Consider the following 26,618-nt stretch of genomic DNA (forward strand, 5'->3'; position numbering starts at 1 on the left):
GTATCGCCGGCCCGTTAATTTCACCCGGCGAATTGCCGGAACAGCGCCTTGCCGCGCAGCAACCGCAGCCCCAGCCAGCCGCCGCACAGCGATAACAACAGCGCCGCCGCCAACGGCAATATCAGCCACATCGCCAGATTCGGCTGCCACGGGAAATTGAACACCCGGCTCTGCAACAGCCACAGCGCCGCCTCCGCGCCGATAGCGGCCGCTGCCCCCGCCACCAGCCCCAATACGGCGAACTCGCACCACAGCGTGGTGCGCAACAGGCGCAGCCCGGCGCCCAGGGTGCGGTACACCATCAGTTCCTGCCGCCGCTGACGCATCCCCACCTGGATTTGCGCCAGCAGCAGCAATACGCCGCACAACAGCACCAGGATCACCATAATTTCCAGCGCCCGGCTCACCTGCTGCAATACCTGCCCCACCTGACGCAGAATGCTGCCCACATCCATCACGCTTAGCGTCGGGAACTGGCGGTTTAGCTGGACTACCATCTGCTCGTCGCCATCGTGGCGGAAGCTGGTCAGCCACGACTGCGGCTGGCTGTCCAGCGCGCCGGGAGGAAAGATAAAGAAAAAGTTCGGGCGCAGGCTTTCCCAATCCACCTGGCGGAAGCTGGTGACCCGGGCGCTGAACGGCTGCGTGTCGCCGGTAAAGGTCAGCGTATCGCCGATTTTAATCCCCATCTCTTTTGCTTCTTCCGCCTCCATCGAGACTTCGCCGGCTTTCGGCGCTTCCCCCTCCACCAGCACGTTGTGATCCGGTATCCCGTGCATCCAGGTCAGATTCAGCTCGCGGTTTACCGTGTTGCCGCCCGGATCGTCCTCATGAATCACTTCCGTCGCCACCTGCTGATTAATTTCCGTCAGACGGGCGCGAATAATGGGATAGAACAGCTCCGGTTTAACCTGGTGCCGCTCAAGAAAGGTTTTCACCTGCGGCACCTGCTCCGCGGTGATATTCAACAGAAAATAGTTCGGACTGTCCGGCGGCAGCTGCCGTTGCCAGCGTTCCAGCAAATCGCCGCGCATCACCAGCAGCAGGGCAAGCAGCATAAACGACAGCGAAAACGCCGCCAGTTGGCTGAGCGTCGACCAGGGCTGACGCAGCAGGCGGTTAATCGCCAGCCGCATCGCCAGTTGCTTAACCGTCAAACGGCGCAGCAGCAACAACCCGCCCCAGCCAATCACCCCCAGTAACAACGACAGCACCGCCATGCCGCCCAGCAGCGACCACAGCAGGGAGCTGCCGCCGGACAGCACGGCAAGCAGCCCCACCACAATCGCCAGCACCGCCGGCAGGTAGTAACGCAGCGGCCAGACATTGGCCGTCACATCCTGGCGCAATACGCGCAGCGGCTGCGTCGCCAGCAGTAAACGGTAAGGGCGCAGCCCGACCAGCAATGAAATCAGCAGCAGCGACCCCAGCGCCCATACCCACGGCCACAGCCCGGCGGCCGGCAGCGTCGCCGGCAGGACCGGCGCCAGCATTTTCATCAGCACCGCCTCAAAGCCCAGCCCGACCAGGCTGCCGCACAGCGCCGCCAGCCCCAGCACCGACAGCCACTGCCCGACGATCAGCCGTCGCAGCGCCCGTCGTCCGGCGCCCAGCGTTTTCAACACCGCGACCAAATCATAGCGGCTGCGGCAATAATGCCCCATGGAAACGGCCACCGCGGCGATGGATAACAGCAAAGTCAGCAGCGCGGACAGCAGCAGAAATTGCTGCGAGCGTTTTAACGACTGGCTCAGCGCTCCTTCGGAATCCTCCATGCCGTACCAGCGCTGGTCGGGCTTGAGCTGCGGCTTGATAAAATCGCCGAACTCGGTGATTTGCCGCTCGTCGCCCGCAAACATATAGCGCCAGCTGATGCGCCCGCCGGGCTGTATGGCTCCGGTCTTCTCCACGTCGGCCAGATTCATCAAAATCCGCGGCGCGGTATCAAAGGGGTTAAAACCGGAATCCGGCTCCTGAATCAGCTCGCCGTTAATCCGCAGCGAGGTATCGCCGACGTCCAGCATATCGCCGACCTTAAGCCCCAGCAGCGCCAACAGGCGCGGGGCGACCAGCACGGTTCCCTGCTCCGCCCGCAGCCCGGCCGGACGAGTCTGCAGCTCGCCGTATAACGGATAGCGCTGGTCGGTGGCTTTTACCCTGGCCAACTGCGGCGTATCGCCGGCAAAGGTCATGGTCATAAATGAAATCTGCCGGCTCAACGTCAATCCCTGCTGCTGCGCCCGCTGTAGCCAGGCTTCATCCACCGGGCGCGACGCGCGCAACACCCGGTCGCCGGCCAGAAAATCACGGCTTTGCTGGCTCAGCCCCTTTTCCATCCGGTCGCCGATGGTGCCCAGCGCCAGCACGCAGGCCACGGCGAGCGTTAACGCCAGCCAGACAATCAATAATGAAGGAGAGCGCCATTCGCGCCAGAACCACCGCCAGATCATGCGTCCTCCCGCAGCTTGCCGTCCACCAGCCGCAGCCGCCGCTCACAGCGCGCCGCCAGCTGTTCGTCATGGGTGACCAGAATCAGCGTGGTGGCGTAATCGCGGTTGAGGGAAAACAGCAGTTCGACGATGCGCTCGCCGGTTTTGCGGTCCAGATTGCCGGTCGGCTCGTCGGCGAACAGCACCTGGGGACGCCCGCTGAAAGCGCGCGCCAGCGCCACCCGCTGCTGTTCCCCGCCGGAAAGCTGCGCCGGGAGATGATGCAGACGCTCGCCCAACCCCAGTTGCTGCAACAGTTGTTCCGCCTGCCCGCGGCTGTGGCCGTCGCTTTCGCCGCGCAGCAACGCCGGCAACTGGACGTTTTCCAACGCGGTCAGCGTCGGCACCAGCATAAACGCCTGAAAAACAAACCCCACGTCTCTGGCGCGCAGCGCGGCGCGGCCTTCCTCGTCCAGTTTGTTCAACGATTCGCCCATCAGGCTGACCTCGCCCTCGCTGCCGTCGTCCAGACCGGCGAGAATACCCAGCAGCGTCGACTTGCCCGAACCCGACTCGCCGATCAGGGCGATTGTCTGCGCGGGTTTGACAATCAGCTCAACTCCGGTAAGGATGGAAAGCCGATGTTCCCCTTGACCGACGTGCTTACTAAGATGATGAACTTCAAGAATGTTTTCCGCGGGTCCGAGATTGGTTGCCATAGCTCTCGCTGGACTGGTCTTTGCAAACATGTTTTCGTCCTTTTACTTCTGGGATTATTCAGTGTACGCGCTTTGGCGGCGGATACTTTACTGATACTGGGCGATAGCCTCAGCGCGGGCTATCGCATGCCTGCCGCCAGCGCCTGGCCCGCCCTGCTGGATCAGAAATGGCAGACGCGGCCGGACGGCGTAAAAGTCGTTAACGCCAGCATCAGCGGCGACACCGCCGGCCAAGGGCTGGCGCGTCTTCCGGCGCTGCTGAAGCAGCATCAGCCGCGCTGGGTGCTGATCGAACTTGGCGGCAATGACGGGCTGCGCGGCTTTCCGCCGAACAACATCGAACAGGATCTGAGCAAAATCATTACGCTGGTCGAACAGGCGCAGGCGCAGCCGCTGCTGATGCAAATCCGCCTGCCGACCAATTACGGCCGCCGCTACAATGAGTCATTCAGCGACGTTTATCCGCGGCTGGCAAAACAGTTTTCCATTCCTCTGGTGCCGTTCTTTATGGAACAGGTGTATCTTAAGCCAGAGTGGATACTGGAGGACGGCATCCATCCCGCCCGTGATGCCCAACCCTTTATCGCCGACTGGATGGCGCAACAGCTGGAATCCTTATACCCAATAGATTTCGAGTTGCAGGAAGGCGGCAACTGAACGACAAATTCGTCGGGAACGAATTTGACCAGCCAATGGCTGGCCTCCGGTGAGAGACAGGATGTCTCTCATTAATCCCCAGGAGCTTACTCAAGTAAGTGACTGGGGTGAGGGAAGGCAGCCAACGCATCTGCGACTTGAAAGATGACGGGTATAGTTAACCATGAGTCTTAATAAATAGGCCCTTGAATTAGGTAAAGTTATGCAAAAAACGGTGCTGATTACCGGCTGTTCCAGCGGTATTGGTCTGATCGCGGCGCAGGATCTGCAAAAACGCGGCTACCGGGTGCTCGCCGCCTGTCGCCGCCCCGAGGATGTCGCGCGCATGGCGGAGCTGGGTCTGGAAGGGATCGAACTCGATCTGGACGACCCCGCCAGCGTTGAAAAGGCCGCCGCCGAGGTCATTGCGCTGAGCGGAAACCGCCTGTACGGGCTGTTTAATAACGCCGGATACGGATTATATGGCGCGTTGCGCGATATCTCGCGCCGGCAGTTGGCACGGCAGTTTTCCAGTAACCTGTTCGGTACGCATCAGTTGACGCAACTGCTGCTGCCGGCCATGTTGCCGCACGGCGAAGGGCGCATCATTCAGACCAGCTCGGTGATGGGGCTGGTGGCGACGCCCGGACGGGGCGCCTATGCGGCCAGTAAATTCGCTCTTGAAGCCTGGTCGGATGCGCTGCGCATGGAGCTGCACGGCAGCGGTCTGCACGTCAGCCTGATCGAACCCGGTCCGCTGACCACCCGCTTTACCGCCAACGTTGACCAGACCCGGGCCGATCGGCCGGTCACCAATCCCGGCATCGCCAGACGCTTTACGCTGCCGCCGGAAGCCGTATTGCCTAAACTGCGTCATGCGCTGGAGAGCCCGCGCCCCAGGCTGCGCTATCCGGTAACGCTGGTGGCGCACGCTCTGTCCTGGCTGCGCCGTCTGCTGCCCGGACGCTGTCTGGATAATGTATTACGTACCCGTTCCTAATATACCCTATAGATTTCGAGTTGCAGGAAGGCGGCAAGCGAGCGAATCCCGATGAGCTTACATCAGTAAGTGATTCGGGTGAGTATACGCAGCCAACGCACCTGCAATTTGAAAGATGACGGGTAGTGGCTTGAAGCGACGCGTTCCGCCCCCATATCAAATCGAAACGGATAAGAGAGAACCCCATGCTAGAACAACAAGCAACGATTATCGATGTTAACGAGTCCAATCTTCATCAGGTGCTGGAACAGTCCGCGACGCTGCCCGTGCTGTTTTATTTCTGGTCGGAGCGCAGTCAACATTGCCAGCAACTGGAGCCGGCGCTAAATAAACTGGCGCAGGAATATGTCGGGCAATTTCTTCTTGCCCGCGTGGATTGCGACGCCGAGCAGCGCGTTGCGGCACAGTTCGGCCTGCGGGCGATCCCCACCGTCTACCTGTTCCAGGACGGCCAGCCCGTCGATGGTTTTCAGGGGCCGCAGCCGGAAGAGGCCATCCGCGACCTGCTGCAGCGGGTATTGCCGAAAGCGGAAGAACTGAAGGTCGCCGAAGCTCAGCAGCTGATTCAGGAGGGCAAACTGCCGGAGGCGCTGGCGCTGCTGAAAGAAGCCTGGCAACTGAGCCAGCAGCGCAGCGACATCGGCCTGCTACTGGCGGAGGTGCAGATTCAGCTCAACCGCAGCGAAGAGGCCGAAGCCGTGCTGGCAACCGTTCCGCTCCAGGATCAGGATACCCGCTACCACAGCCTGGTGGCGCAGATTGAATTGCTGAAGCAGGCCGCCGACACGCCGGAAATCCAACAGCTGCAACAGCAGTTGGCGGACGATGCGCAGAACGCCGAACTGGCGGTACAGCTGGCGCTGCAGCTGCATCAGGTGGGGCGTAATGAAGAAGCGCTTGAGCTGCTGCTCGGCTTTCTGAAGCAGGATCTCGGCGCGGCGCAGGGCAACGCCCGCAAAACGCTGCTGGATATCATGGCTGCGCTCGGCACCGGCGACGCCCTCGCCGCCCGCTACCGCCGCCAGCTTTATTCACTGCTGTATTAATATTCCCCTGACAAGGGGGGCTGTGAGGGAGTTGGCTCCTCCCCCTGACAAGGGCTGTCTCTTATACACAAATCCAAGGAACCTCTAGAGACCATGTGTATTCTGGTCTTGGGTTCATTCTTGGTTCTTTGTTTTTTGCTTTTCGTCGGCGTAAAAAATTATGCTGAGGAATGGGAGGTCTCCCGAATGAGCCGCATGGATGCGGCGAAAGCCAGTGCCGCGCCGGACAAAAACGCCGGGAGCGTTTTTGAACAGCACTTGTGCTGGCCCGTTAGGGCGAGCCCCATGGATGGGGCGAGTATCCCGCGTCAATGGCGGTTCGACAGGAGACCTCCGATTCCGAAGGCACCGCGAAGCGGCATAATTTCAGCCGATAGCCAGGGTTCGCAGGGCTGCGGCGACTGAGCGCCCTGCGTCGGGCGCGTGCTTCGACGTGGCATAAAAATCCCTTTCTTTTCGCGCACGAAATAGCGCTGAACTCACATATACCGTTAACAGTATATGTGACTAAGAGACAGTCGCAGGGGAGGGAGTTTGGCTCTTCTGACAAGGGTCCGCCAATAGTCAGAAACCAGAATTGGCTATTCCGCTGATAACCCCTGATGCCCTGACTCCAATGTCTCCAGCACGGCGATCCAGCCGTGGCCGCCGTAAACCGGCCAGCCATTCAGCCAGCGGCGCAGCATATTCATGGCGAATATGGCCGTCAGTTCCTGATGTATCTTCAGACTATAACGCGGCGCGGCGGACTGTATCGTCTGGGCAAACGTCCCTTGCGGCGTATGCAGCGCAATGGTCAGCCGCTCGTCATCCCTGGCGCCGACCGTCAGCGCCAGCGGGGCGGCGTGACGTTCCGCCAGTTGGCGGGTATCGGCCGCCAGTTGGTTCAAGTCCCGCGAGCGGGTATCTGCCGGCAACTCGCCCCCCGCCAGCGGCATGCCGACCGCCTGTAGCCGCCAGTTCAGCAGGCCGGCGGTAAAGCGCTCACTCACCGCCAGCCGAAGCCCGCGCTCAGCCAGCCGGCGCGCCAGCTGCGCGGGCAACCCCTCGGTGCCTTCAAATAGCGTATTTTCCCCCGCCACGCTACGCACCTGCTGCCACAGTTGCTCCATCGCCGTCCGCTGCGCCGCCGGCCCCGTCAGTTTCAGCTCGATAATCGGCATCGCGGAGCGATAGCCCAGCACCACGCCCGGCGGCAGCGCCAGCCCGTCCAGCTGGTTGGCGAGATCGCTTTCCGAACGGCCGAAGGTGGTCAAACGCAGACACAGCGGCGCCTGGCCGATGGCAAAACGCTCGCGCAGACGCGGCATGATTTGCTGCTCCACCATCACCTTGAATTCGGAAGGCACGCCCGGGGTAAAAAACAGCAGGCATTTATCTAACCGCAGGGAAAAACCGCAGGCCGTACCGACCGGGTTATCGATCATTTCCGCGCCGGCGGGGATCTGCGCCTGTTTACGATTGTTGGGCGCCATCACCCGTCCGCGCCCGGCAAAAAAGGCCTCCATGCGCGCCAGCCACTCCGCGTGCTCAACCAATCCTTCGCCCGCCGCGGTGGCCGCCGCCAGGGCGCTAAGGTCGTCGCTGGTCGGCCCCAGCCCGCCATTGACAATCAGAATATCGGCGATCCGGCTGCGCTGGGTCAGCGCGCTGACCAACGCGTCGAGATCGTCCCCCACCGTCATCCGGCTGCTCATCGGCAATCCCTGCTGAAACAGGTAGTCCGCCAGCCAGGCCGCATTGGTATCCATAATCTGACCATGCAGCACTTCATCGCCGGTACATAACATCTCGACCCTAAGCATTTTTCACTCCTGCGTAATAGCAAACGGGCGCGATCGCTCGCGCCCGTCACCACATCCGATGGCCGTGTGGGTAACGCCGGCTATCAGAAGCTCAGACCAACTCCGATGTAGGCTGAATCCGCCAGCTTGTTGTCTGAACGGCCGCTTTCGCCGGCCAGATTGATATAGCGGTAACCCACATCCACATTGAGTATCGGCAGCGCCTGCCAGCGCACGCCTGCCTTGCCTTCAACATAGTGATCGACATGGCTGGAGAACGCGTCCGGCGAGTAGTACCCTTCGCCGTAAACAGAGAAGTAACGGTTGATCGGCCACTGCACCCCGCCGCCCAGCGCCAGCGCATGGCCGTCCGACCCGCGATCCTGATTCAGATACAAAGCCTTGCCGCCCAGCGTTACTTTCAGCGGTCCCGCGGGAATAGTGTAGCCCAACCCGAAACCGTACACATCGTTATTATTGTCGCCGTGGGCATAGCTTACGTTGCCGGACAGGCCGGGGACCAGCAGCCCGAAGCTGGCGTTCGCGCCCGCATAGTCGCGCCCCGCCTCCCCGGAAATACCGATGGCATGCGCGGAAGCCGTGGCAAGCAGCAAGCTTCCCGCACAGGCAATCACAAATTTTTTCATTGTCGATTTCCCTCAAACAGTTAGTAAAAGCACGCAAAATGTATTGATATCGCTGCCGATTCTACCTCAATCCCGCCGCTACTCCAGCGCGACATTATCCTAAAACGCCGCCTGTTGCGCTAAATAATGCTAACCATTTCCATTCCCGACGGCTGCCGATAATAACGATAAGCGCCACCTATTTGGCTAAAACCACAAAATGAACAATAGTATTAAGAGTAAATATCCGTACCAATACCATGACTATAAGGAAGAAATGATGAGCAAGAAAAAGCTGACGACCGTAGCGGGCGCGCCGGTTGTTGATAATAATAATATCATAACCGCCGGACGGCGCGGCCCCATGTTGATGCAGGACGTATGGTTTCTGGAAAAACTGGCGCATTTCGATCGTGAAGTGATTCCGGAACGACGGATGCACGCCAAAGGTTCCGGCGCGCACGGCACCTTCACCGTTACCCACGATATTACCCGCTATACCCGGGCAAAAATCTTCGCTGAAATCGGCAAGAAAACCGATATGTTTATCCGTTTCTCCACCGTGGCCGGGGAACGCGGCGCCGCTGACGCGGAGCGCGATATTCGCGGTTTCGCCATGAAATTCTATACCGAAGAGGGCAACTGGGATCTGGTGGGCAACAATACCCCGGTGTTCTATCTGCGCGACCCGCTGAAATTTCCCGATCTCAACCATATTGTCAAACGCGACCCGCGCACCAACCTGCGCAACCCGGTCTACAAATGGGATTTCTTCTCCCAGTTGCCGGAATCGCTGCATCAATTGACCATTGATTTCAGCGACCGCGGATTACCCAAATCTTTCCGTCATATTCACGGCTTCGGCAGCCATACCTACAGCTTTATCAACGCCGCAAACGAACGCTTTTGGGTCAAATTCCACTTTATCTGCCAGCAGGGCATCGAGAATCTGATGGACGACGAAGCGGAAGCGCTGGTGGGCAAAGACCGCGAAAGCTCGCAGCGCGATCTGTTCAACGCCATTGAAAACGGGGATTTCCCGCGCTGGAAGCTACAGATCCAGATCATGCCGGAAGCCGAGGCGTCACAGGTTCCGTACAACCCGTTCGACCTGACGAAAGTCTGGCCGCACGGCGATTATCCGCTGATCGACGTCGGCTTTTTCGAACTGAACCGCAACCCGGACAACTACTTTGCCGAAGTGGAACAGGCAGCCTTCAACCCGGCGCATATCGTACCCGGCATCGGCTTTTCGCCGGATAAGATGTTGCAGGGGCGTCTATTCTCTTATGGCGACGCCGAACGCTACCGTTTAGGGGTCAATCACCATCAGATCCCGGTCAACGCCCCCAAATGCCCGTTCCATAACTACCATCGCGACGGCGCGCTGCGCGTTGACGGCAACAGCGGCAACGGCGCCACCTATGAACCGAACAGCTTTGGCGTATTTCAGGAGCAGCCGGACTTCAGCGAGCCGCCGCTAACCATTGAAGGCGCCGCCGATCACTGGAACCACCGTGAGGATGAAGATTATTTCAGCCAGCCGCGGGCGCTGTTCAATCTGCTGAGCGAAGAGGAACACCAGCGCATGTTCCAGCGCATCGCCGACGAACTGTCGCAGGTGCCCGAGTTTATTCAGCAACGGCAGATCGCGCTGTTCAACAAGGTCGATCCCGCATACGGGGCAGGCGTGGCGCAAGCGCTGCAAGCCGTTGGGAAATAACAGAACAAGCCTGAGGCGATCCCTCGGGTTTCAGGACTCGCGTCGTCGCCATTAATGACCCCCACCCGGCCTCCCCCTTGTCAGGGGGAGGAGCTAAACGCCCTCCCCTGCGAAGGGGAAATACGCCTCAGTCTTTCTGCGAATTACTCTCGCTATCCACCCACGCTTTCACCTGACGGCGGGAAATTTTAATCCCGCCGTTCTTCAATGCCGCCGGCAGATGATAATAGGCCACCGGACGCTGGAAGCCCGCCAACTGCGGCAGCAACCAATCCCGCAGCGCATCCAGCGTTGTCGAACCGCTTATTTCAACCACCGCGACGGGGCGCTGACCGAACTCCAAATCATCAATCGGCACCACGTAGGCTTGCCGCACCGCCGGGTGCGTGAGCAGCGCGGACTCGATATTTTCCGGCTGAATCCCCTCGCCGCCGCTGAAGAACTGGTTATCCAGACGGCCCAGAATATGCCACTCGCCGTCGGCGAAACGCCCGCGATCGCGGGTATGAAACCAGCCCTCTTCGTCGACCAGCGGGAAAAGCCGCCCGTCGCGCCAGTAGCCTGCCGCCAGCGTCGCGCCGCGCAGCAGCACCTCTTCACCCGCCAGACGGATTTCCCGCTCGCGCAACGGCAGCCCGACGCCCGCCCGGCCATCGGCGCGCTTGGCGCACACCGTGGACGCCAGCTCGGTCAAACCGTATCCACACCAGCAGTTGATGCCGCGCGCCTGCGCCTCGCGGGTTAATTCCTGCGGGATCGCCGCGCCCCCCAGCAATACCGATTTCAGCGCGGCCGGCGCCGCATCGTGCGTCAGCAGCCGCCATAGCTGGGTCGGCACCAGAGAGGCGTGAGAGCAGCCCTGCAAGGCGCGCTCCAAAGGCTGATGGGCGCGCACCACCACCGTCGCGCCGCAAAGCAGCCAGCGCCACAGGATGCCCTGCCCGGAAACATGAAACAGCGGCAATGAGAGCAGCCAGCTGTCGCCGGGGGCGAACGCCATCATCGCCAATACCCCCTCCGCGCTGGCCAAATGGGCGGCAAAGGTATGCGCCGCCGCCTTCGGCGCGCCGCTGGAGCCGGAGGTCAACGTCAGCGTCGCCAGCCGTTCCGGCCGCCAGGGCGGCGCGTTATAAGCGGCACCGCCGCGTTCGCCGGGCGCATACCGCAGGGCAACCACGCCCGACGGCCATGATTGCGCATTCAGGCATAGCCCGTAAGTCACGTCGAGCGAATCCCACAGTGCGTCGGTTAACGATGCCGGCAGTTGCGGATTCAGCGGCAGCAAACGGGCGCCGCACTGCAACAGCGCCAGATAACACCACAGCATCGCCGCGCTGTTTTTGCCGCGCAGCGCCACCCCGCAGCCCGACGTTACGCCCTGACGCTCGAAGTCGGCCGCCAGTTGATTAATCCGCTCCGCCGCCTGCCGCCAGCTCCAGCGGAGGTCGTCCTCCACCAGCGCCGCCGCCTGCGGCGCGCGTTCGGCCCAGTAATGCCAGGGCCAGTCGCTCAGGATTGCCATACCGTTTCCAGCCGTTCGGCGGTCAACAGCGGCAAGCGGCTTTCCGGCCAGCCCCTGACCACCTGCGCCTGCATCAGGTCCAGCGTGTCCAGGCCGGGCACCGTATGCGGCGTCAGCCAGTGCGCCACCCGCGCCAGTTGGGTTAACCCCAAGCTGGATTCGATGCTGGAGCTGATCACCGCGCTTAACCCCGCCTGGCGGGCTTGCTGCGCCAGCTCTCGACAGCGCGCCAGACTGCCGACCAGCGTCGGTTTGATCACGATGGCGCTGACGCCGGGTTCCGCTTCCACCCGAAAATCGGCTTCGCGCACGCTCTCGTCCCAGGCGATGTTGATGCCGGTTTCCCGCGCGAACTCGCGGGATTCCTGACGGGTTTTGCACGGCTCTTCCAGAAAGGCGATGCGCGAACGCAACGCCGGATCCACGTAGCGGGCAAAGCCGTCGGCTTTGGCGCGCGTCCAACTGCGGTTGGCGTCCAGCCGCAGTTGCAGGTCCGGCAAGGCTTCCAGCAGAACGTTGACGATCATGCCGTCACGCACCGCCTCGTACAGCCCGACCTTGACCTTGGCCACCTTTTCGCCCGGCATGCTCTGCAGCATGGCGAACAGTTCGTCGGGATCGCCGCTGCACAGCGGCGCCTTGCGGTAATCCGCCGCCTGCGGCAAACGCTGCTCCAGCTCGGCCTGCGCGCAGCTCAGGCCGAAAGCCACCGACGGCGGAAGGTCATCCGCCAGCGGCTGTCCCGCCGCCCAGCGTCGCAGCTGTTCAAGGGCGGCCGACTCGGCCTGCGCCAGCGTTTCCGCGCTGAACTCCGGCAGCGGCGCAATCTCCCCCCAGCCCTGCCCGTCACCCTGTTGCAGGTGAACGATCAGCCCGTCGCGGGTTTTCAGGCGCTGATGGCGCAGCACCACGCCGGCCTCCATCGGCACGCTGTAGCGATAAACCTTAACCCGGCGCATTACGGATTCCGTTTGAATTTACTGAAGTCGGGCTGGCGTTTTTCATTAAAGGCATTGCGCCCCTCCTGCCCTTCGTCGGTCATATAGAACAGCATGGTGGCGTTGCCCGCCAGCTCCTGCAAACCGGCCTGACCGTCGCAGTCGGCGTTGAGGGCGGCTTTCAGGCAGCGCAGCGCCATCGGGCTGTTCTGCAACATCTCGCGGCACCAGCGCACCGTCTCTTTTTCCAGCTCCGCCAGCGGCACCACGGTATTGACCAGCCCCATCTCCAGCGCCTGCGCCGCGTCATACTGCCGGCACAGGAACCAGATTTCGCGGGCTTTTTTCTGTCCGACGATACGCGCCATATAAGAAGCGCCCCAGCCACCGTCGAACGACCCGACGCGCGGACCGGTCTGGCCGAAGACGGCGTTTTCCGCCGCGATGGTCAGATCGCACATCATATGCAGCACGTGTCCGCCGCCGATGGAGTAGCCCGCCACCATCGCCACCACCGGTTTCGGACAGGTGCGGATTTGACGCTGGAAGTCCAGCACGTTCAGGTGATGCACCCCGCTGTCGTCCTGATAGCCGCCGTAATCGCCGCGCACTTTCTGATCGCCGCCGGAGCAGAAGGCCTTTTCTCCCGCGCCGGTCAGAATAATCACGCCGATGCCGTCGTCGTGACGGGCGTTATCCAGCGCCTGGATCATCTCTTTCACCGTCTGCGGGCGAAAAGCATTACGCACCTGAGGACGATTGATGGTGATTTTGGCAATGCCGTCGGTGGATTTGTGATAGAGAATATCGACGAAATCGCCGCTGCAATCGTGCCATTCCACCGGGGCGTAAAGCAGTTCTTCACTGGGATAAAGCATAATAATTAATCCTTAACGGGATGCGAAAGAAAAGAAAGTATCCGCGCGGCGTACTCCGCCGGGTTGGCCTGATGCGCATTATGGCCGGCCCGCGCCACGCTCAGTAACGGCAAATTATACTGCGCCGCCAGCGCCTGAAACTTGGCGTCGGCGGCGCCGCACAGATAAGCAAAGGGAACAGCCAGTTGCCGCAGTTTCTCCCCCAGCCAGGGCTGCCGCCCCAGCGAGGTGGCTTCCAGCATATCCGCCACCGCGGGGCCGTAATTCAGGCGGCGTAGGGCAACCAGGCCGGCGCGCTGCGCGGCGTTTAAATCAGCGAATACCGCCTGCCGATACCAGTCGTTCAATACCGCCGCCATCGGTTCATGGCGCAAGCGCCGCGCCCAGCCGGCGTCGTGCAACAGGCGCTGTTCACGCAACCGGGGCTGGGCCAACCCCGGATGGCCGCCCTCCGCCAGCAGCCCCCGCATGCCGCGAGGCTGCCCGCAACAGGCATGATACATGGCAATGCGGCCGCCCAGCGAGTACCCCAGCAGCAAATACTCTTCAATGCCCTGTTGGCGCAACGTGGCGCTCAACAGTTCGCTGACCTGGGCAAAACCGCCGGGCGTAACGCCGAGGGAGCCGCCATGCCCCGGCAAGTCCACCAGCAGCAAGGGCCAGTCGTTGAAAAAAGGCGCTATCGGTTGCCAGTCCTCTCCGCTGCCTAACAGGCCGTGCAGGCACACCAGCCACGGCCGGGCGGGAGAGCCTTCGGCCGGGGCTATTTTCCGGCAGTGCAGCATTACCACGTCGCCGCCTGCGCCACCAGGGCGCTCAGCGTTTCCGCCCCATCCTTCGGCGGCACCACCACCTCCAGCAGGGTGACGCCGCCCTGCGCCCAGCAGCGGGCGACGGCATCGCTTATCTGCCGCCAGCTGTCGGCGCGCACGTAGTCAAGACCGAACATCGCCGCCGCATGGCCGAACTCCACATTCTGCGGCATACAGTAAAACGCTTCCCGCTGCTGCGGCGGCGTCGGCAACAGGGAGAATATCTGGCCGCCGTTATTGTTGACCACGATCAGCACCAGCGGCGCCGGCGCCTGGCGCAGCAGCGCCAGCGCATTAAGATCGTACAGCGCGGAGAGATCGCCCACGATCCCCAGCGTCGCCTTGCCATTGCCGCGCTGAACGCCGGCCAGGGTGGAGATTAGCCCGTCGATGCCGCTGGCGCCCCGGTTACCGTACACCGGATATTGTTGCGGCAGCTGCGCCAGCGCGTCAATCAGCCGCACCACCAGGCTATTGCCGACAAAAAGCTGACCGTCCGGCGGCAGCAGTTCCGGCAGCCGTTGCGCCAATTGCGCCTCGCCAAAGCGCGCAGCCAGATGGGCCGTAACCTGCTGCCGGGCATGACGGGCTATCGCCGTCAGATCGTCGGCCCAGGGGGATTGCGTCAGCGGAGGATGCGCGGCGAGCCAGTCGCCGATGTCGGCGATCAGACGGCGGCCGCGATGCTGCGCCGGATCCAGCCGGCCGGGCAGCGCATCCACCAGCCAGAACGACTGCGGACGGCACGTTTCCTGCCACTGCAACAGCCGTTTTCCGGTCAGGCAGCCGCCGAACTGCACCACGATTTCCGCCCGATCGAGCCGCTCCAGCGCCGCGGGATTCGCCAGCCAGATATCCGCACAGGGTAACGGCTGGCCGCTTTGCGACAGCACATCGCCGATCAGCGGCCAGCCAAGGGCGCTGGCCCACCGCGCGATCTGCGCCCCCTGCTGCGGACCGACCTGTCCGACAATGACAACGCCGCGCTTGCGCCGCCATTCATCCCAGTCGGGCTGCTGCGCCAAGGTCGTCCGGCGCATTTCACGCAGCCAGGGTTCGCGGTGGCGCCACCAGTCGCCCAGCGCCGTCAGCCAGTCACGGTAGGCGGCTTCGTCGTCAGCGCCATATAGGGGTTCCGCAAACGGGCAATTGATATGCAGTACGCCGTGCGTCAGCTGAGCCATGGCGCTATCCAGCGTCGAGACCAGCCAGCGGGCCGGTATATCCGCCGTGGGCCGCGGCAGATTCAGCGCCAGCGCCGGGTGGGAGGCATACAGGCCGTGCTGGCGAATGGCCTGATTGGCGCCGCAGTCAATCAATTCGGGCGGACGATCGGCCGTCAGCACGATCAGCCGCTCGCCGGTCAGCCCCGCTTCCACGATCGCCGGATAAAGATTCGCCGCCGCCGTGCCGGAGGTCACCACCACCGCCACCGGTTCAGCGGCGGCCTTTGCCAGCCCCAGGGCCAAATGCCCCAATCCCCGCTCGTCAAAATGGGTATGGCAAATCAGCGCGCCGTGCTCGGCCGCCGCCAGCGTCAGCGGAGTGGAACGGGAACCCGGCGCGATGCAGATATGGCGCACGCCGTGGCGGGTTAGCGCCTCAAGCAACAACTCGGCCCAGCGGCGATTAAAGACACTTGTCGACATTATGTACTCAGCAATTCAGGTTGCGGGTTATCCCCGTCATATTTCAAGCTACGGAGGCGTTGGCTTTACCGCAATTCGAATTATTCAGGGCATATGGCAATAATTATAATTTTTTCCACTTGGCCGACTTTGATATAAACCGGCGCCGGACACAACAAACATAAAACAGAACTATGATATATCGTCTTCCAACAGGGATTTTAACCCGGCGGCCTTGTTTTGCCGCTTCTGCGATTCTTGTTGCGGATCGGAACCCGCCGTATGCCGGCGCCGGCATACGGCGTTAAAACAGCGTCGCTGATTTCAACCGAACGCATTGATAAACGCCGCCGTCTCCTGATGTAAGGTACGGGATTATACGGGAAAAAAAAGCGCCGTGGGTAAGAGGTTATACCGCTTGAAAAGGATCACCCGCCGTTCATTTTTCAGCCAGTCCGCGTTAACTTATCCGATAATCCGTCCATCTGTCGGTTTACGATCACGAATCCTTCGATTCGGCCTCCCGATTATGGTAGAAAGAAGCCCTTATTACGTCCATTAGGTATGTGTCGTTCAGGCTATGAGTACCGCACTGCATTCCGAAGCATCCTCCATCCGGCGGGAACAACCGGGCAAAAAGGCTCAGGCCGCCACGCGCAGCGCTTTTTTTATCGCCGGTTTTGCCATGGCTTCCTGGGCGCCGTTGGTGCCTTTCGTCAAAAACCGTCTGGCAATTAATGATGCCTCGCTGGGAATGCTGTTGCTTTCTCTCGGCATCGGTTCGCTGCTGGCGATGCCGTTCAGCGGATGGTTGACCGGCAAGCTGGGATGCCGGACGGTTATATTACTGGCGGGCGCCTTACTGTGCCTGGTGCTGCCGATGCTGACGCAGGCGGACAGGCTGCCGCTGATGGCGATCGTCCTGCTTTTTTTCGGCGCGGCCATCGGCATGATTGACGTCTCCATGAATATTCAGGCCGTGATTGTCGAACAGGCCAGCGGCCGGGCCATGATGTCCGGTTTTCACGGATTTTTCAGCATCGGCGGGATAGCCGGCGCCGGCGGCGTCAGCGCGCTGCTGTGGCTGGGGTTGTCTCCCGCGGCGGCGATGCTGATCGTGGTGGCGCTGATCGTGGCGTTACTGTCTCTGGCGCAGCGCCATCTGCTGCGCGCCGCCAATCGGGCCGATAGCGGTCCGTTATTCGTCATCCCCCGCGGCTGGGTGATGTTTATCGGCCTGCTGTGCTTCATTATGTTTCTGGCCGAGGGCGCCATACTGGACTGGAGCGCGCTGTTTTTAACCGTGGAGCGCAGTCTGGACGGCGCCCAGGCCGGCATTGGCTACGCCGCGTTTTCCGTCGCCATGGCGCTGGGTCGGCTTAGCGGCGATCGCGTCGTCAATGCGCTGGGGCGCTATGCCGTCCTAACCGGCGGCAGCCTGTGCGCGGCGTGCGGATTGCTGTTGGCCGTCGGCATCGACAACGCGGCGACCGCTATTCTGGGGTTCGTCATGGTAGGGATCGGCGCCTCAAACGTGGTGCCGATACTGTTCACCGCGGCGGGCAATCAGCAAGTCATGCCGGCGAATCTGGCTATCGCCTCTATTACCACCGTCGGTTACGCCGGTATTCTGGCGGGTCCGACGCTGCTGGGCTTTATCGCGCAGGCCAGCAGCCTGGGCGTCGCCTTCGGGTGCGTCGCGCTGTTATTGTTGCTCGTCGGCGCCAGTGCGCGCGCCGTTATCCGTTAATCAGGAGCGTAAATTCAATGCCGGCAATTATCATGCGTTATTTTGCTCTGTTCATCGTGCTGCTCCTCCTGCTCACCGGCACTTTTGGCTATAACTATCTCAGTAGCTGGCTGACGGAGAAAAAGTATGCCTTGACGGATATCGCCCAGGGGATACAAAAACGCATCGATACCTATCGTTTTTTTACCTATCAGATTTACGGCAACCTGAATGGCGAGGCCCCCGCCAGCGACGATAATATCAACGCCATCAATCTGATGCCGAATGTCTTTTACGTGGCGAAAAGCGGCCAGGTCACCGACGCGCTGATATTCGGCCAGCACGATCAAACCACCCTGAACGCCGTCTACCGCATATCACAACACTATCTGGACATTCTGTGGGGCGCGGAAAACGATGTCTATTCCATGTACTATCTTAACGGCATCGATAACAGTCTGACGATGATTTCAACCCAGACCCTGAAAGACATATCGTCCCAGTTCCGCGGCAGCTACATCAGCGCCATTGCGGAAGCGCGCCGCACGGAGATGCTGCAGCAGGCCAATGTACTCGATGAGCGCGAAAGTTTTTCGCCTATCCGCAAACTGCGGTTCTATAACGATTATTATTTCACCCTGCGCACCACATTTAATCAGCCCGGCCACCTGGCGACCATTATTGCCTTCGACTTGCCCATCAACGATCTGATCCCGGCCAATATGCCGCGCGAAAATTTCGTTCTGCGCCAGGATGCGCCGGCCTCGTATGACGCCAATAGCCACAATGAAGATAGCGCGCTGGTCCACTTGAACGGCGCGCTGCTTGAGATATCCTCGCCGCTGGTTAATGCGCCGGTAAAAATCGTTTTCCAGATTCCGGTGAAAGTGCTGGCCGTCGATATGCTGCATAATAATATCTGGCTGCTGTTGCTGACGCTGGTATTACTGATACTCACCCTTGCCGGCTTTTATCTTTTCCGTCAGAAATACGCTCGCCCCGGCGAAGATTTATCACAACGGCTGAGTAAGCGGTTGGATATCTATCATGAAACGCTCGGCCGCATTCCGCTGGGCGTACTGATTTACGACTTCAGCAGCAATAAGGTTATTGTGCAGAACGCGCTGGCGGAAAATTTGCTGCCCCATCTCAGCCTGCAAAAAATCACCAATATGGCCGATGAACATCAGGGCGTTGTTCAGGTCACGGTGAATAATGAAATGTATGAAATACGCCAGTTCCGCAGTCAATATTCCACGGACTATTGCCTGTTTCTGCTGCGTGAACAGGATAAAGAGATTCTGGTGAATAAAAAACTCCAGTTGGCGCAGCGTGAATATGAAAAAAATGTTCAGGCAAGGAAGCAACTGTTCAGAAATCTGTTCAATGAATTCAAACAGCCATTGCTTTCGCTACGTCAAAATATACTTTCCCTTCGCCGTAGCGATGATATTACCGAACGGCGGCAGATCGTGCGGCAACTGCTGACCGATGCGGACAACGCCATTGATCTGCTGGAGAATATCGCGTTGCAGGAAAAACTGGAGACGCAGGAATGGCAACTCGCCCATGAAAGCTTTTCTCCACTGACGATGGTCGACGGCCTATTGCTGGAATTACTGCCGAAGATTAATCAAAAAGGGCTTTCCCTGTTTAATCACTACAAGCTGGATATTAATCAAACCTATCTGGGCGATGGCGAACTGCTGAGAAAAATAGTATCGCTGCTGCTGAATTACGCCATTACCAATACCGACTACGGCAAGATTACGCTTTCCATCGATCGTGATACCAATACGCCGGAAAAGCTGATGATACAAATCAGCGATACCGGCGCCGGTATTCCGGGAATCGAACAGGATAATCTTAACCATCCTTTTTTACATCCGGCAAGCGCGGATCGTTTCAGTCAAAATTCAGGATTGACCCTATTCCTGTGTAATCAACTGTGCAACACACTGGGCGGCAAGCTGCATATCCACAGTAAAACGGGGCTTGGCACACACTATACCCTGACGGTAAGAGTGGAGCCCGAAACCCTGCCGGCCGAGGAAGAGAAACTGCTGGACGGCATCAACGTATTGCTGGATATCACCTCAAACGAAGTACAGCATATCGTCAGCCATCTGCTGACCGGCTGGGGAGCCAACTATCTGCTGGTCGACGATCGCCAGGTCAATCAGCAAGCCGATCTGTGCATCACCGACGATGAGCAAAGGAGCGCGGATTATTCCATATTGCTCAGCGGCGACGATACCGCGGTAGTTCTTTTGGGGCCACATCGGCTGCGGGTGAACTATAATATCAGCCAACTACTGCTGGAGGCGCTGCTTAAGTTGATTGAGCAGCAGTTGGAAACGCCGCCGTCGGAAGAGTGTCACGACGCCGTGTTCTACGCCCGACAATTGGCGTCAAGCGATTATTTTTCGCTGTTTGTCGAGACAGTACCGGATGATTTAAAGAGGCTGTATACTGAGGCGCAAGAGGGTGATTTTTTGTCACTTGCGCAAACGGCACATCGGCTGAAAGGCGTATTTGCCATGTTAAACCTGCATCCGGGCAAACAGCTCTGTGAGCAGCTTGAACAGCATATTACCGCGCACGATAGTGTACAGATAGAAAATAACCTTCATGAAATTGGAGGATTCGTCGGTGCATTACTACAGCAAGGTAGCCAACATATGAGTAACCAAAACGATGAGTAACCTAAACGTAATTATTGCCGACGACCATCCTATCGTCCTTTTTGGCATCAGAAAGTCGCTTGAACAAATTGAATGGGTCAACGTGGTGGGTGAATTTGAAGACTCAACCGCCTTGATCAATAACCTGCCGAAACTGGACGCCAACGTTTTAATTACCGATTTGTCGATGCCGGGAGATAAATACGGCGATGGCATTACTTTAATTAAATATATTAAACGTCACTTTCCGCACCTCTCCATTATTGTTCTGACCATGAACAATAACCCGGCCATTCTGAGCGCCGTACTGGATTTGGATATTGAAGGTATTGTGCTGAAACAAGGCGCGCCGACCGATCTGCCCAAAGCGCTGGCGGCGCTGCAAAAAGGCAAGAAGTTTACCCCGGACAGCGTCCTCAAGGTATTGGAAAAAATCAGCGCCGGCGGTTATGGCGACAAACGCCTGTCGCCGAAAGAGAGCGAAGTGTTGCGCTTGTTCGCCGAAGGTTTTCTGGTAACCGAAATCGCCAAGAAACTGAACCGCAGTATTAAGACCATCAGCAGCCAGAAAAAATCGGCGATGACCAAACTGGGCGTGGATAATGATATTGCGCTGCTGAACTACCTCTCTTCCGTTAACGGCAACGCCACGCATACGGAAAAAGAGTAACCCCCCTGCTCTGTTATCATGCCCGCGATATACGCGGGCTTCATCTTCTGGCGGCTCAGATTTCCGGCGCGGCCTCCCGCGTCTGGCGCACCACGTTGCTGTAGTAAAACAGCGTCTGCTGCAGGGTATCCAGCGTCACTGGCTTGGATAGACAATTATCCATGCCCGACTGTAAACAGCGCTGCCTCTCTTCCGCCAGCGCGTTCGCCGTAACGCCGATCACCGGGAAAGTCCGCTTTAATTCACGTAAGCGTTGCGTCAAGCGGTAGCCGTCCATATTCGGCATATTGACGTCCGTCAGCACAATATCAACGGTGTTTTTACTTAATACGCTTAACGCATCGACGCCATCGTTTGCCGTCAGCGCCATATATCCCAACGATCCGAGCTGGTCCGCCAGCAAACGGCGGTTAATCGGATGGTCGTCCACCACCAGAATCATGATGTCGCCATTCTCGATACGGTTATAGTTGGTCAACGGCGACGACAGGGTGGAATGCGATGCGTCGCTCGCCTCCGGCAGGTAAATTTTCTCCAGTAAATCAGGCAAATATTGCGGCGTCGAGGTACTGTGCAACCAGCGGCCGGGACTGACTTGCTGCGCCGAACCGGTATGTGCGCCGCTCATCACGATTTGCGCCCGCGCTTCAAAAGTCTGCGTAGGCGTATAATCGCTGATGATCACATCATTCGCGCCGATCGTTTGGCGCTGATGACGACAGGCCTGCAACCCGTGCGCCTGTAAAAAAGCCAGCAGATAGGACTCCAGCCGGACATTGCGCACCATCAGCCAGCAAATTTTCCCCTGCAAGGCGCCATTAATCGTCACCGGAACATAGCGCGCTTTATAGAGGGGGATCCTGACGCCAAACTGACTGCCCAGCCCCGGCTCCGACTCGATGGTAATATCGCCGTCCATCAGGTTGACCAGCTTCTCGCAGATGGCCAGCCCCAGCCCGGTTCCCTGGAAATGACGCTGCACGCCGCTCCCCGCCTGAAAAAAAGGATCAAACAGTTTCATCGTTTCTCGCGCCGGGATCCCCATGCCGGTATCGCGCACCAGAAACTCCAGATAGCCGTCGCGACAGCCCACCTGGAAAATAATGCATCCGGTATCGGTAAATTTGATGGCGTTGCTCAACAGGTTGGAGAGCACCTGCTGTAAACGCACCGGGTCGCCGGACAGGCTCACCGGCACATTCGGGTCGATAAAGCAGTACAGCGACAGGCGTTTTTTCACCACCAGCGGCAAATAGTTGCTGGTGATATGGCTGATAACCTCATGCGGCGCGAAATCACAGGGTTCGATTTTCAACTGCTCCGATTCAATCTTGGAAAAGTCGAGGATATCGCTGATGATTTTCAGCAGCAGCGAGGATGAATTATTCATCGCCGCCACCAGGCGATTGGCGTCCTTGGGCAACGCTTTGGTTTGCAGCAAGTCCAGGTTACCGATAATGCCATACAGCGGCGTGCGCAACTCGTGGCTCACCGTGGCCAGAAACATCGATTTGGACTGGCTCGCCTGCTCCGCGGCGTTGGCCATCTCCTGTAGCGACTCTTCCATTTTGACTCGGGCGCTGACATCCGATAGTACGCAAATCGCCACATTCTCATTACGATAGCGGGAGTGGACAAAGCTGATTTGCAGGTGATCGTTCCTGCTGGTCATCACATCGACGAATTTGGATTGCTGCTCGCAGATAATGCGGGTAATCCGCAGACGATCCTCATGGGTAAGTAGATTGAGGTAATTATGCGCCAGCTCGTTACTGAGAATATTCGTGCCGTCATTAATCCGCAGAATGCAAATCCCCACCGGGGCGGATGCCACGATTTTGCGGTTGAACTGTTCGTTTTCTTCTAATTGAAACGCATTGACTTCGGCGGGCAACAGCATTTTACGCTCAAAAACCCACGCCAGCACAAACAGCAAGATGGCCGACAGCGCGTTGAGCAGCGCCATATTCATTATCAGCCCGCCGATATGGGACAGTAACACCTTTAACGGCAGCGAATAAATAATGCTGAACGCGGTGGGCGGCAGGTTTTTTTTCAGAATAATTTCATCATAGCCGTTCACATAGCCAAAGTAATTATGTTCTATCGGATAGCTGTTCACCGAAGAGGCGTGGCGCCCTCCCCCTTCGGCAAACTGCAAAACGGTCTGGTTATACTGATTAAGCAGCTTGGCGCTTATCGGGAATTTCCCCAGGGTCACGAAGTCATCAAGGCGAATGGTCTGTTCAATCCCCATGATCACTTCCAGCTTATTATCGACATAAATCGGCGTCAGCGCGTAGAGATAACCGACGTCCGGGATTGAGGCCGGGGTAATCCAATAGAGAGTTTCATCGCGCGCCACCGACTGGATGGTATTTTTCTGCTCCAGAAAACGATCCTGCACGTTTTTCAGCAGGTTATCACGGTCGAGCGCCTGATTGCGGATACCGAAATCAACCATACAGCGTCGATCGCCGCCGACGAAAAATACCCGATTAAGATCGTACACTGCGGAAAAGTTTTCGCGCCAGCCATTAAAAAAATCATTTAACGACGCCAGGGGGTTATTATTTTCTCCCTCATTAGCCGAACAATTCGCCCCCGGCGATAACGGATAAATAGATAAGGCCGTATCTTCGTTTATCCGCCGTGGTTGATTGCCCTCGACGTTCATCAGGCGGTTGGAGGCTAAATATTTAAGCTCGCGTACAATATCGGCCGCATGGCGAATATATCCCTGAGACTGATCGAAGCTCAGATTGTATTCCTGCCGCAGTTCCGACTCCTTTTCATTCAGCGCCTTGCTGATATAAAAAAGCGATATCAGCGCGCCAAGCACCCACAGCATAGTCGCCAGCACCCGAAATAAATAACGGGAAACTTTTAATGTCGTATGGAACGAGGCCAGATATTTCAAGTGGATACCATTGCATTGTCAAAGAGGTAATAACCCGCGGAACCTGTCGATACACTACCGATACCGCATAAAAAAAGCCAGCGCATCACGCGCCGGCTCAATGTCGTCATCCCCGCGCTGGCGGGGAGCCGCGCTCAATAATCCGATACCCCGGATTATTCATCATCTTCCACGATGTCGTCATCGATATCGATATCGTCGGCGACGTCTTCGTCTTCGGCAATTTCACCCTCGACTTTCACCACGTCGTCCAACTCTTCATCTTCCACCGGTTCGGCGACACGTTGCAGACCGACCACGTTCTCATCTTCCGCCGTGCGGATCAGCGTAACGCCCTGAGTATTACGCCCGACGATACTGACTTCGGAAACGCGGGTACGAACCAGCGTACCGGCATCGGTAATCATCATGATCTGGTCGGCGGCATCCACCTGAACGGCGCCGACCACGTTGCCGTTACGCTCGCTCACCTTGATGGAGATAACCCCCTTGGTGGCGCGGGATTTGGTCGGATATTCGCTGACGGCGGTGCGCTTGCCGAAGCCGTTCTGCGTCACCGTCAGGATATCGCCGTCGCCGCGTGGAATAATCAGCGATACCACCCGGTCCTCGCCTTGCAGATTGATGCCGCGCACCCCGGTGGCCGTACGGCCCATGGAACGGACCGCCCCTTCGGAGAAGCGCACCACCTTGCCATCCGCCGAAAACAACATCACTTCATTGCTGCCGTCGGTCAGATCCACGCCGATCAGTTCATCGCCGTCGTTCAGATTAACGGCGATAATACCGGCGCTGCGCGGACGGCTGAATTCGGTCAGCGCGGTTTTCTTCACTGTACCGCTGGCGGTGGCCATAAAGACATGGCGGCCTTCTTCATATTCCCGCACCGGCAGGATCGCCGTGATACGCTCGTTCGGCTCCAGCGGCAGCAGGTTGACGATGGGCCGGCCGCGCGCTCCGCGGCTGGCTTCCGGCAGCTGATAAACCTTCATCCAGTACAGGCGGCCGCGGCTGGAGAAACACAGAATGGTATCATGGGTGTTGGCGACCAGCAGACGATCGATAAAATCCTCTTCCTTGATGCGCGCCGCGGATTTACCGCGTCCGCCGCGGCGCTGGGCTTCATAGTCGCTCAACGGCTGATACTTGACGTAACCCTGATGCGACAAGGTCACCACCACATCCTCCTGACAGATCAGGTCTTCAATATTAATATCGGCGGTGTTGTGGGTGATCTCGGTGCGGCGTTCGTCGCGATATTGCTCCTTGATCGCTTCCAGCTCTTCGCGGATCACTTCCATCAGCCGTTCCGGGTTCGCCAGGATATAAAGCAGCTCGGCAATCTGCGCCAACAGCTCTTTATATTCATCCAGCAGCTTTTCATGCTCCAGACCGGTCAGTTTCTGCAAACGCAGATCCAGAATCGCCTGCGCCTGCTGCTCGGTCAAATAATAGCGACCGTCGCGGATGCCGAACTCCGGCTCCAGCCATTCAGGGCGCGCGGCATCGTCGCCGGCACGCTCCAGCATCGCCGCAACCGTACCCAGCGCCCACGACTGGGCGATCAATCCGGCCTTTGCTTCCGCCGGGGACTGCGCGCGGCGGATCAGCTCGATAATCGGATCGATATTCGCCAGGGCAATCGCCAGCCCTTCCAGAATGTGCGCCCGGTCGCGGGCTTTACGCAGTTCGAAAATAGTCCGGCGGGTGACCACTTCGCGGCGATGGCGGATAAAGGCGGAAAGAATATCCTTCAGCGGCATAATCTTCGGCTGGCCCTGATGCAGCGCCACCATATTGATGCCGAAAGAGGTCTGTAGCTGGGTCTGGGAGTACAGATTGTTCAGCACCACCTCGCCCACCGCATCGCGCTTGATCTCGATAACGATGCGCATGCCGTCTTTATCGGACTCGTCGCGCAGCGCGCTGATGCCCTCGATACGCTTGTCTTTCACCAGTTCGGCAATTTTTTCAATCAGGCGCGCTTTGTTCACCTGATACGGAATTTCATGCACGATGATGGTTTCACGCCCGGTTTTGGCGTCGGCCTCCACTTCGGCGCGCGCGCGAATATAAATCTTGCCGCGTCCGGTACGATAGGCTTCTTCGATACCGCGCTTGCCGTTAATGATGGCGGCGGTCGGAAAGTCCGGCCCTTTGATATGCTCCATCAGGCCTTCAAGGCTGATATTTTCGTCGTCGATATACGCCAGACAGCCGTTCACCACTTCCGTCAGGTTATGGGGCGGAATATTGGTGGCCATCCCGACCGCGATACCGGAAGACCCGTTAACCAACAGGTTGGGTATGCGGGTCGGCATAACGTCGGGAATCTGCTCCGTGCCGTCATAGTTCGGCACAAAATCAACGGTATCTTTTTCCAGATCGGCCAACAGTTCATGGGCGATTTTCGCCATGCGTATTTCGGTGTAACGCATCGCCGCCGCAGAGTCGCCGTCAATCGAACCAAAGTTGCCCTGTCCGTCGACCAGCATATAGCGCAGCGAGAACGGCTGAGCCATACGGACGATTGTTTCATACACGGCGGAATCACCGTGCGGGTGATATTTACCGATCACATCCCCGACCACACGGGCTGATTTTTTATACGATTTATTCCAGTCGTTGCCCAATACGCTCATCGCATACAGTACGCGACGGTGTACCGGTTTTAGTCCATCACGAACATCTGGTAATGCACGCCCGACAATAACGGACATGGCATAGTCCAGATACGAGCTTTTCAGCTCTTCTTCAATGTTGACCGGTGTGATTTCTCTGGCAAGGTCGCTCATGGAGCCGCTATCCCTCTATTTTATGCATCTACCCGAGTTCAAAAGGTGAAAAAGTATATCACAAAGCGCGGTTTCGGGG

The 26,618-nt window shown here is 58.6% G+C and carries 18 protein-coding genes; 7 read left to right on the forward strand and 11 right to left on the reverse strand.

What is annotated here, in order from left to right; translation table 11 throughout:
• Positions 1-20 precede the first annotated feature (20 nt).
• Both ybbP and ybbA read right to left on the reverse strand, forming a co-directional pair.
• Positions 21-2,450 (reverse strand): putative ABC transporter permease subunit YbbP, encoded by a 2,430-nt coding sequence (gene ybbP / locus EH206_RS16065; protein WP_009113877.1) that lies wholly within the window; start codon positions 2,448-2,450, stop codon positions 21-23.
• On the reverse strand, positions 2,447-3,148 hold the full coding sequence (gene ybbA / locus EH206_RS16070; protein ID WP_040343345.1) for a putative ABC transporter ATP-binding protein YbbA: 702 nt from the start codon (positions 3,146-3,148) through the stop codon (positions 2,447-2,449). Before ybbA ends, ybbP begins: the two co-directional genes overlap by 4 nt.
• Here ybbA and tesA point away from each other — a divergent pair.
• The 3 genes from tesA (at position 3,104) to EH206_RS16085 (ending at position 5,830) form a co-directional block, all read left to right on the forward strand.
• Positions 3,104-3,805: a multifunctional acyl-CoA thioesterase I/protease I/lysophospholipase L1 gene (tesA, locus tag EH206_RS16075; protein WP_156803283.1), complete on the forward strand. Its 702-nt coding sequence runs from the start codon at positions 3,104-3,106 to the stop codon at positions 3,803-3,805. The genes ybbA and tesA overlap by 45 nt on opposite strands.
• A 202-nt stretch (positions 3,806-4,007) precedes the next feature.
• Positions 4,008-4,784 (forward strand): SDR family oxidoreductase, encoded by a 777-nt coding sequence (locus EH206_RS16080; protein ID WP_009113880.1) that lies wholly within the window; start codon positions 4,008-4,010, stop codon positions 4,782-4,784.
• Between the two features lie 185 nt (positions 4,785-4,969).
• The gene (locus tag EH206_RS16085) at positions 4,970-5,830 is read left to right on the forward strand and encodes a thioredoxin family protein (protein ID WP_009113881.1); all 861 of its coding nucleotides are present in this window, start codon (positions 4,970-4,972) and stop codon (positions 5,828-5,830) included.
• Between the two features lie 581 nt (positions 5,831-6,411).
• Here EH206_RS16085 and EH206_RS16100 read toward each other — a convergent pair.
• Together EH206_RS16100 and EH206_RS16105 are read right to left on the reverse strand one after the other, a co-directional pair.
• Positions 6,412-7,635 carry a nicotinamide mononucleotide deamidase-related protein YfaY gene (locus EH206_RS16100; protein WP_009113883.1) on the reverse strand — a complete coding sequence of 408 codons (1,224 nt, stop codon included), beginning with the start codon at positions 7,633-7,635 and terminating at the stop codon, positions 6,412-6,414.
• Positions 7,636-7,718: 83 nt separating this feature from the next.
• Entirely contained in the window at positions 7,719-8,261 is a 543-nt protein-coding gene (locus tag EH206_RS16105) for a YfaZ family outer membrane protein (protein WP_009113884.1), read from the reverse strand.
• A 259-nt stretch (positions 8,262-8,520) separates the two neighbouring features.
• Between EH206_RS16105 and EH206_RS16110 the strand changes: the two genes are divergently transcribed.
• Positions 8,521-9,963 (forward strand): catalase, encoded by a 1,443-nt coding sequence (locus EH206_RS16110; RefSeq protein ID WP_009113885.1) that lies wholly within the window; start codon positions 8,521-8,523, stop codon positions 9,961-9,963.
• Positions 9,964-10,090: 127 nt separating this feature from the next.
• On the opposite strand, the gene menE is transcribed toward EH206_RS16110, so the two are convergent.
• The 5 genes from menE to menD are packed head-to-tail and all read right to left on the reverse strand — an operon-like array spanning position 10,091 to position 15,762.
• Positions 10,091-11,485 (reverse strand): o-succinylbenzoate--CoA ligase, encoded by a 1,395-nt coding sequence (menE, locus tag EH206_RS16115; RefSeq protein WP_009113886.1) that lies wholly within the window; start codon positions 11,483-11,485, stop codon positions 10,091-10,093.
• The gene (gene menC / locus EH206_RS16120; protein WP_009113887.1) at positions 11,473-12,444 is read right to left on the reverse strand and encodes an o-succinylbenzoate synthase; all 972 of its coding nucleotides are present in this window, start codon (positions 12,442-12,444) and stop codon (positions 11,473-11,475) included. The genes menE and menC overlap by 13 nt, the downstream gene beginning before the upstream one ends.
• A complete protein-coding gene (gene menB / locus EH206_RS16125; RefSeq protein ID WP_009113888.1) occupies positions 12,444-13,301 on the reverse strand; it encodes a 1,4-dihydroxy-2-naphthoyl-CoA synthase in 858 nt (285 codons plus the stop codon). The genes menC and menB overlap by 1 nt, the downstream gene beginning before the upstream one ends.
• Before the next feature lie 5 nt (positions 13,302-13,306).
• A complete protein-coding gene (gene menH / locus EH206_RS16130; protein ID WP_009113889.1) occupies positions 13,307-14,086 on the reverse strand; it encodes a 2-succinyl-6-hydroxy-2,4-cyclohexadiene-1-carboxylate synthase in 780 nt (259 codons plus the stop codon).
• Positions 14,086-15,762 carry a 2-succinyl-5-enolpyruvyl-6-hydroxy-3-cyclohexene-1-carboxylic-acid synthase gene (gene menD / locus EH206_RS16135; protein WP_009113890.1) on the reverse strand — a complete coding sequence of 559 codons (1,677 nt, stop codon included), beginning with the start codon at positions 15,760-15,762 and terminating at the stop codon, positions 14,086-14,088. Before menD ends, menH begins: the two co-directional genes overlap by 1 nt.
• Before the next feature lie 559 nt (positions 15,763-16,321).
• On the opposite strand from menD, the gene EH206_RS16140 reads away from it, so the two are divergent.
• From EH206_RS16140 to rcsB, 3 genes are read left to right on the forward strand one after another with little or no spacing between them, the layout of a single operon-like run.
• On the forward strand, positions 16,322-17,491 hold the full coding sequence (locus EH206_RS16140; RefSeq protein WP_009113891.1) for an MFS transporter: 1,170 nt from the start codon (positions 16,322-16,324) through the stop codon (positions 17,489-17,491).
• A 17-nt stretch (positions 17,492-17,508) separates the two neighbouring features.
• Positions 17,509-20,175, forward strand: coding sequence for a phosphotransferase RcsD (rcsD, locus tag EH206_RS16145; protein WP_009113892.1), 2,667 nt, complete (start codon positions 17,509-17,511; stop codon positions 20,173-20,175).
• Positions 20,168-20,824, forward strand: coding sequence for a response regulator transcription factor RcsB (gene rcsB, locus EH206_RS16150; RefSeq protein ID WP_136163845.1), 657 nt, complete (start codon positions 20,168-20,170; stop codon positions 20,822-20,824). The genes rcsD and rcsB overlap by 8 nt, the downstream gene beginning before the upstream one ends.
• 55 nt (positions 20,825-20,879) lie before the next feature.
• On the opposite strand, the gene rcsC is transcribed toward rcsB, so the two are convergent.
• Complete coding sequence (gene rcsC, locus EH206_RS16155) at positions 20,880-23,744, reverse strand: two-component system sensor histidine kinase RcsC (RefSeq protein WP_009113894.1); 2,865 nt, start codon at positions 23,742-23,744, stop codon at positions 20,880-20,882.
• A 155-nt stretch (positions 23,745-23,899) separates the two neighbouring features.
• On the reverse strand, positions 23,900-26,539 hold the full coding sequence (gene gyrA, locus EH206_RS16160; protein ID WP_009113895.1) for a DNA topoisomerase (ATP-hydrolyzing) subunit A: 2,640 nt from the start codon (positions 26,537-26,539) through the stop codon (positions 23,900-23,902).
• Positions 26,540-26,618: the final 79 nt, after the last annotated feature.

Origin of the sequence: Brenneria nigrifluens DSM 30175 = ATCC 13028 (assembly GCF_005484965.1) — a bacterium.
In the GTDB taxonomy this organism is placed as follows: domain Bacteria; phylum Pseudomonadota; class Gammaproteobacteria; order Enterobacterales; family Enterobacteriaceae; genus Brenneria; species Brenneria nigrifluens.

Bases quoted from the DNA above. Each gene is read 5' to 3' on its own strand.
- EH206_RS16105 (WP_009113884.1), bottom strand. From the start codon at position 8,261: ATGAAAAAATTTGTGATTGCCTGTGCGGGAAGCTTGCTGCTTGCCACG.
- tesA (WP_156803283.1), top strand. From the start codon at position 3,104: ATGAACTTCAAGAATGTTTTCCGCGGGTCCGAGATTGGTTGCCATAGC.
- menD (WP_009113890.1), bottom strand. From the start codon at position 15,762: ATGTCGACAAGTGTCTTTAATCGCCGCTGGGCCGAGTTGTTGCTTGAG.
- rcsD (WP_009113892.1), top strand. From the start codon at position 17,509: ATGCCGGCAATTATCATGCGTTATTTTGCTCTGTTCATCGTGCTGCTC.
- rcsB (WP_136163845.1), top strand. From the start codon at position 20,168: ATGAGTAACCTAAACGTAATTATTGCCGACGACCATCCTATCGTCCTT.
- ybbP (WP_009113877.1), bottom strand. From the start codon at position 2,450: ATGATCTGGCGGTGGTTCTGGCGCGAATGGCGCTCTCCTTCATTATTG.
- gyrA (WP_009113895.1), bottom strand. From the start codon at position 26,539: ATGAGCGACCTTGCCAGAGAAATCACACCGGTCAACATTGAAGAAGAG.
- EH206_RS16110 (WP_009113885.1), top strand. From the start codon at position 8,521: ATGAGCAAGAAAAAGCTGACGACCGTAGCGGGCGCGCCGGTTGTTGAT.
- EH206_RS16080 (WP_009113880.1), top strand. From the start codon at position 4,008: ATGCAAAAAACGGTGCTGATTACCGGCTGTTCCAGCGGTATTGGTCTG.
- menH (WP_009113889.1), bottom strand. From the start codon at position 14,086: ATGCTGCACTGCCGGAAAATAGCCCCGGCCGAAGGCTCTCCCGCCCGG.
- menB (WP_009113888.1), bottom strand. From the start codon at position 13,301: ATGCTTTATCCCAGTGAAGAACTGCTTTACGCCCCGGTGGAATGGCAC.
- menC (WP_009113887.1), bottom strand. From the start codon at position 12,444: ATGCGCCGGGTTAAGGTTTATCGCTACAGCGTGCCGATGGAGGCCGGC.
- ybbA (WP_040343345.1), bottom strand. From the start codon at position 3,148: ATGGCAACCAATCTCGGACCCGCGGAAAACATTCTTGAAGTTCATCAT.
- EH206_RS16100 (WP_009113883.1), bottom strand. From the start codon at position 7,635: ATGCTTAGGGTCGAGATGTTATGTACCGGCGATGAAGTGCTGCATGGT.
- menE (WP_009113886.1), bottom strand. From the start codon at position 11,485: ATGGCAATCCTGAGCGACTGGCCCTGGCATTACTGGGCCGAACGCGCG.
- EH206_RS16140 (WP_009113891.1), top strand. From the start codon at position 16,322: ATGAGTACCGCACTGCATTCCGAAGCATCCTCCATCCGGCGGGAACAA.
- EH206_RS16085 (WP_009113881.1), top strand. From the start codon at position 4,970: ATGCTAGAACAACAAGCAACGATTATCGATGTTAACGAGTCCAATCTT.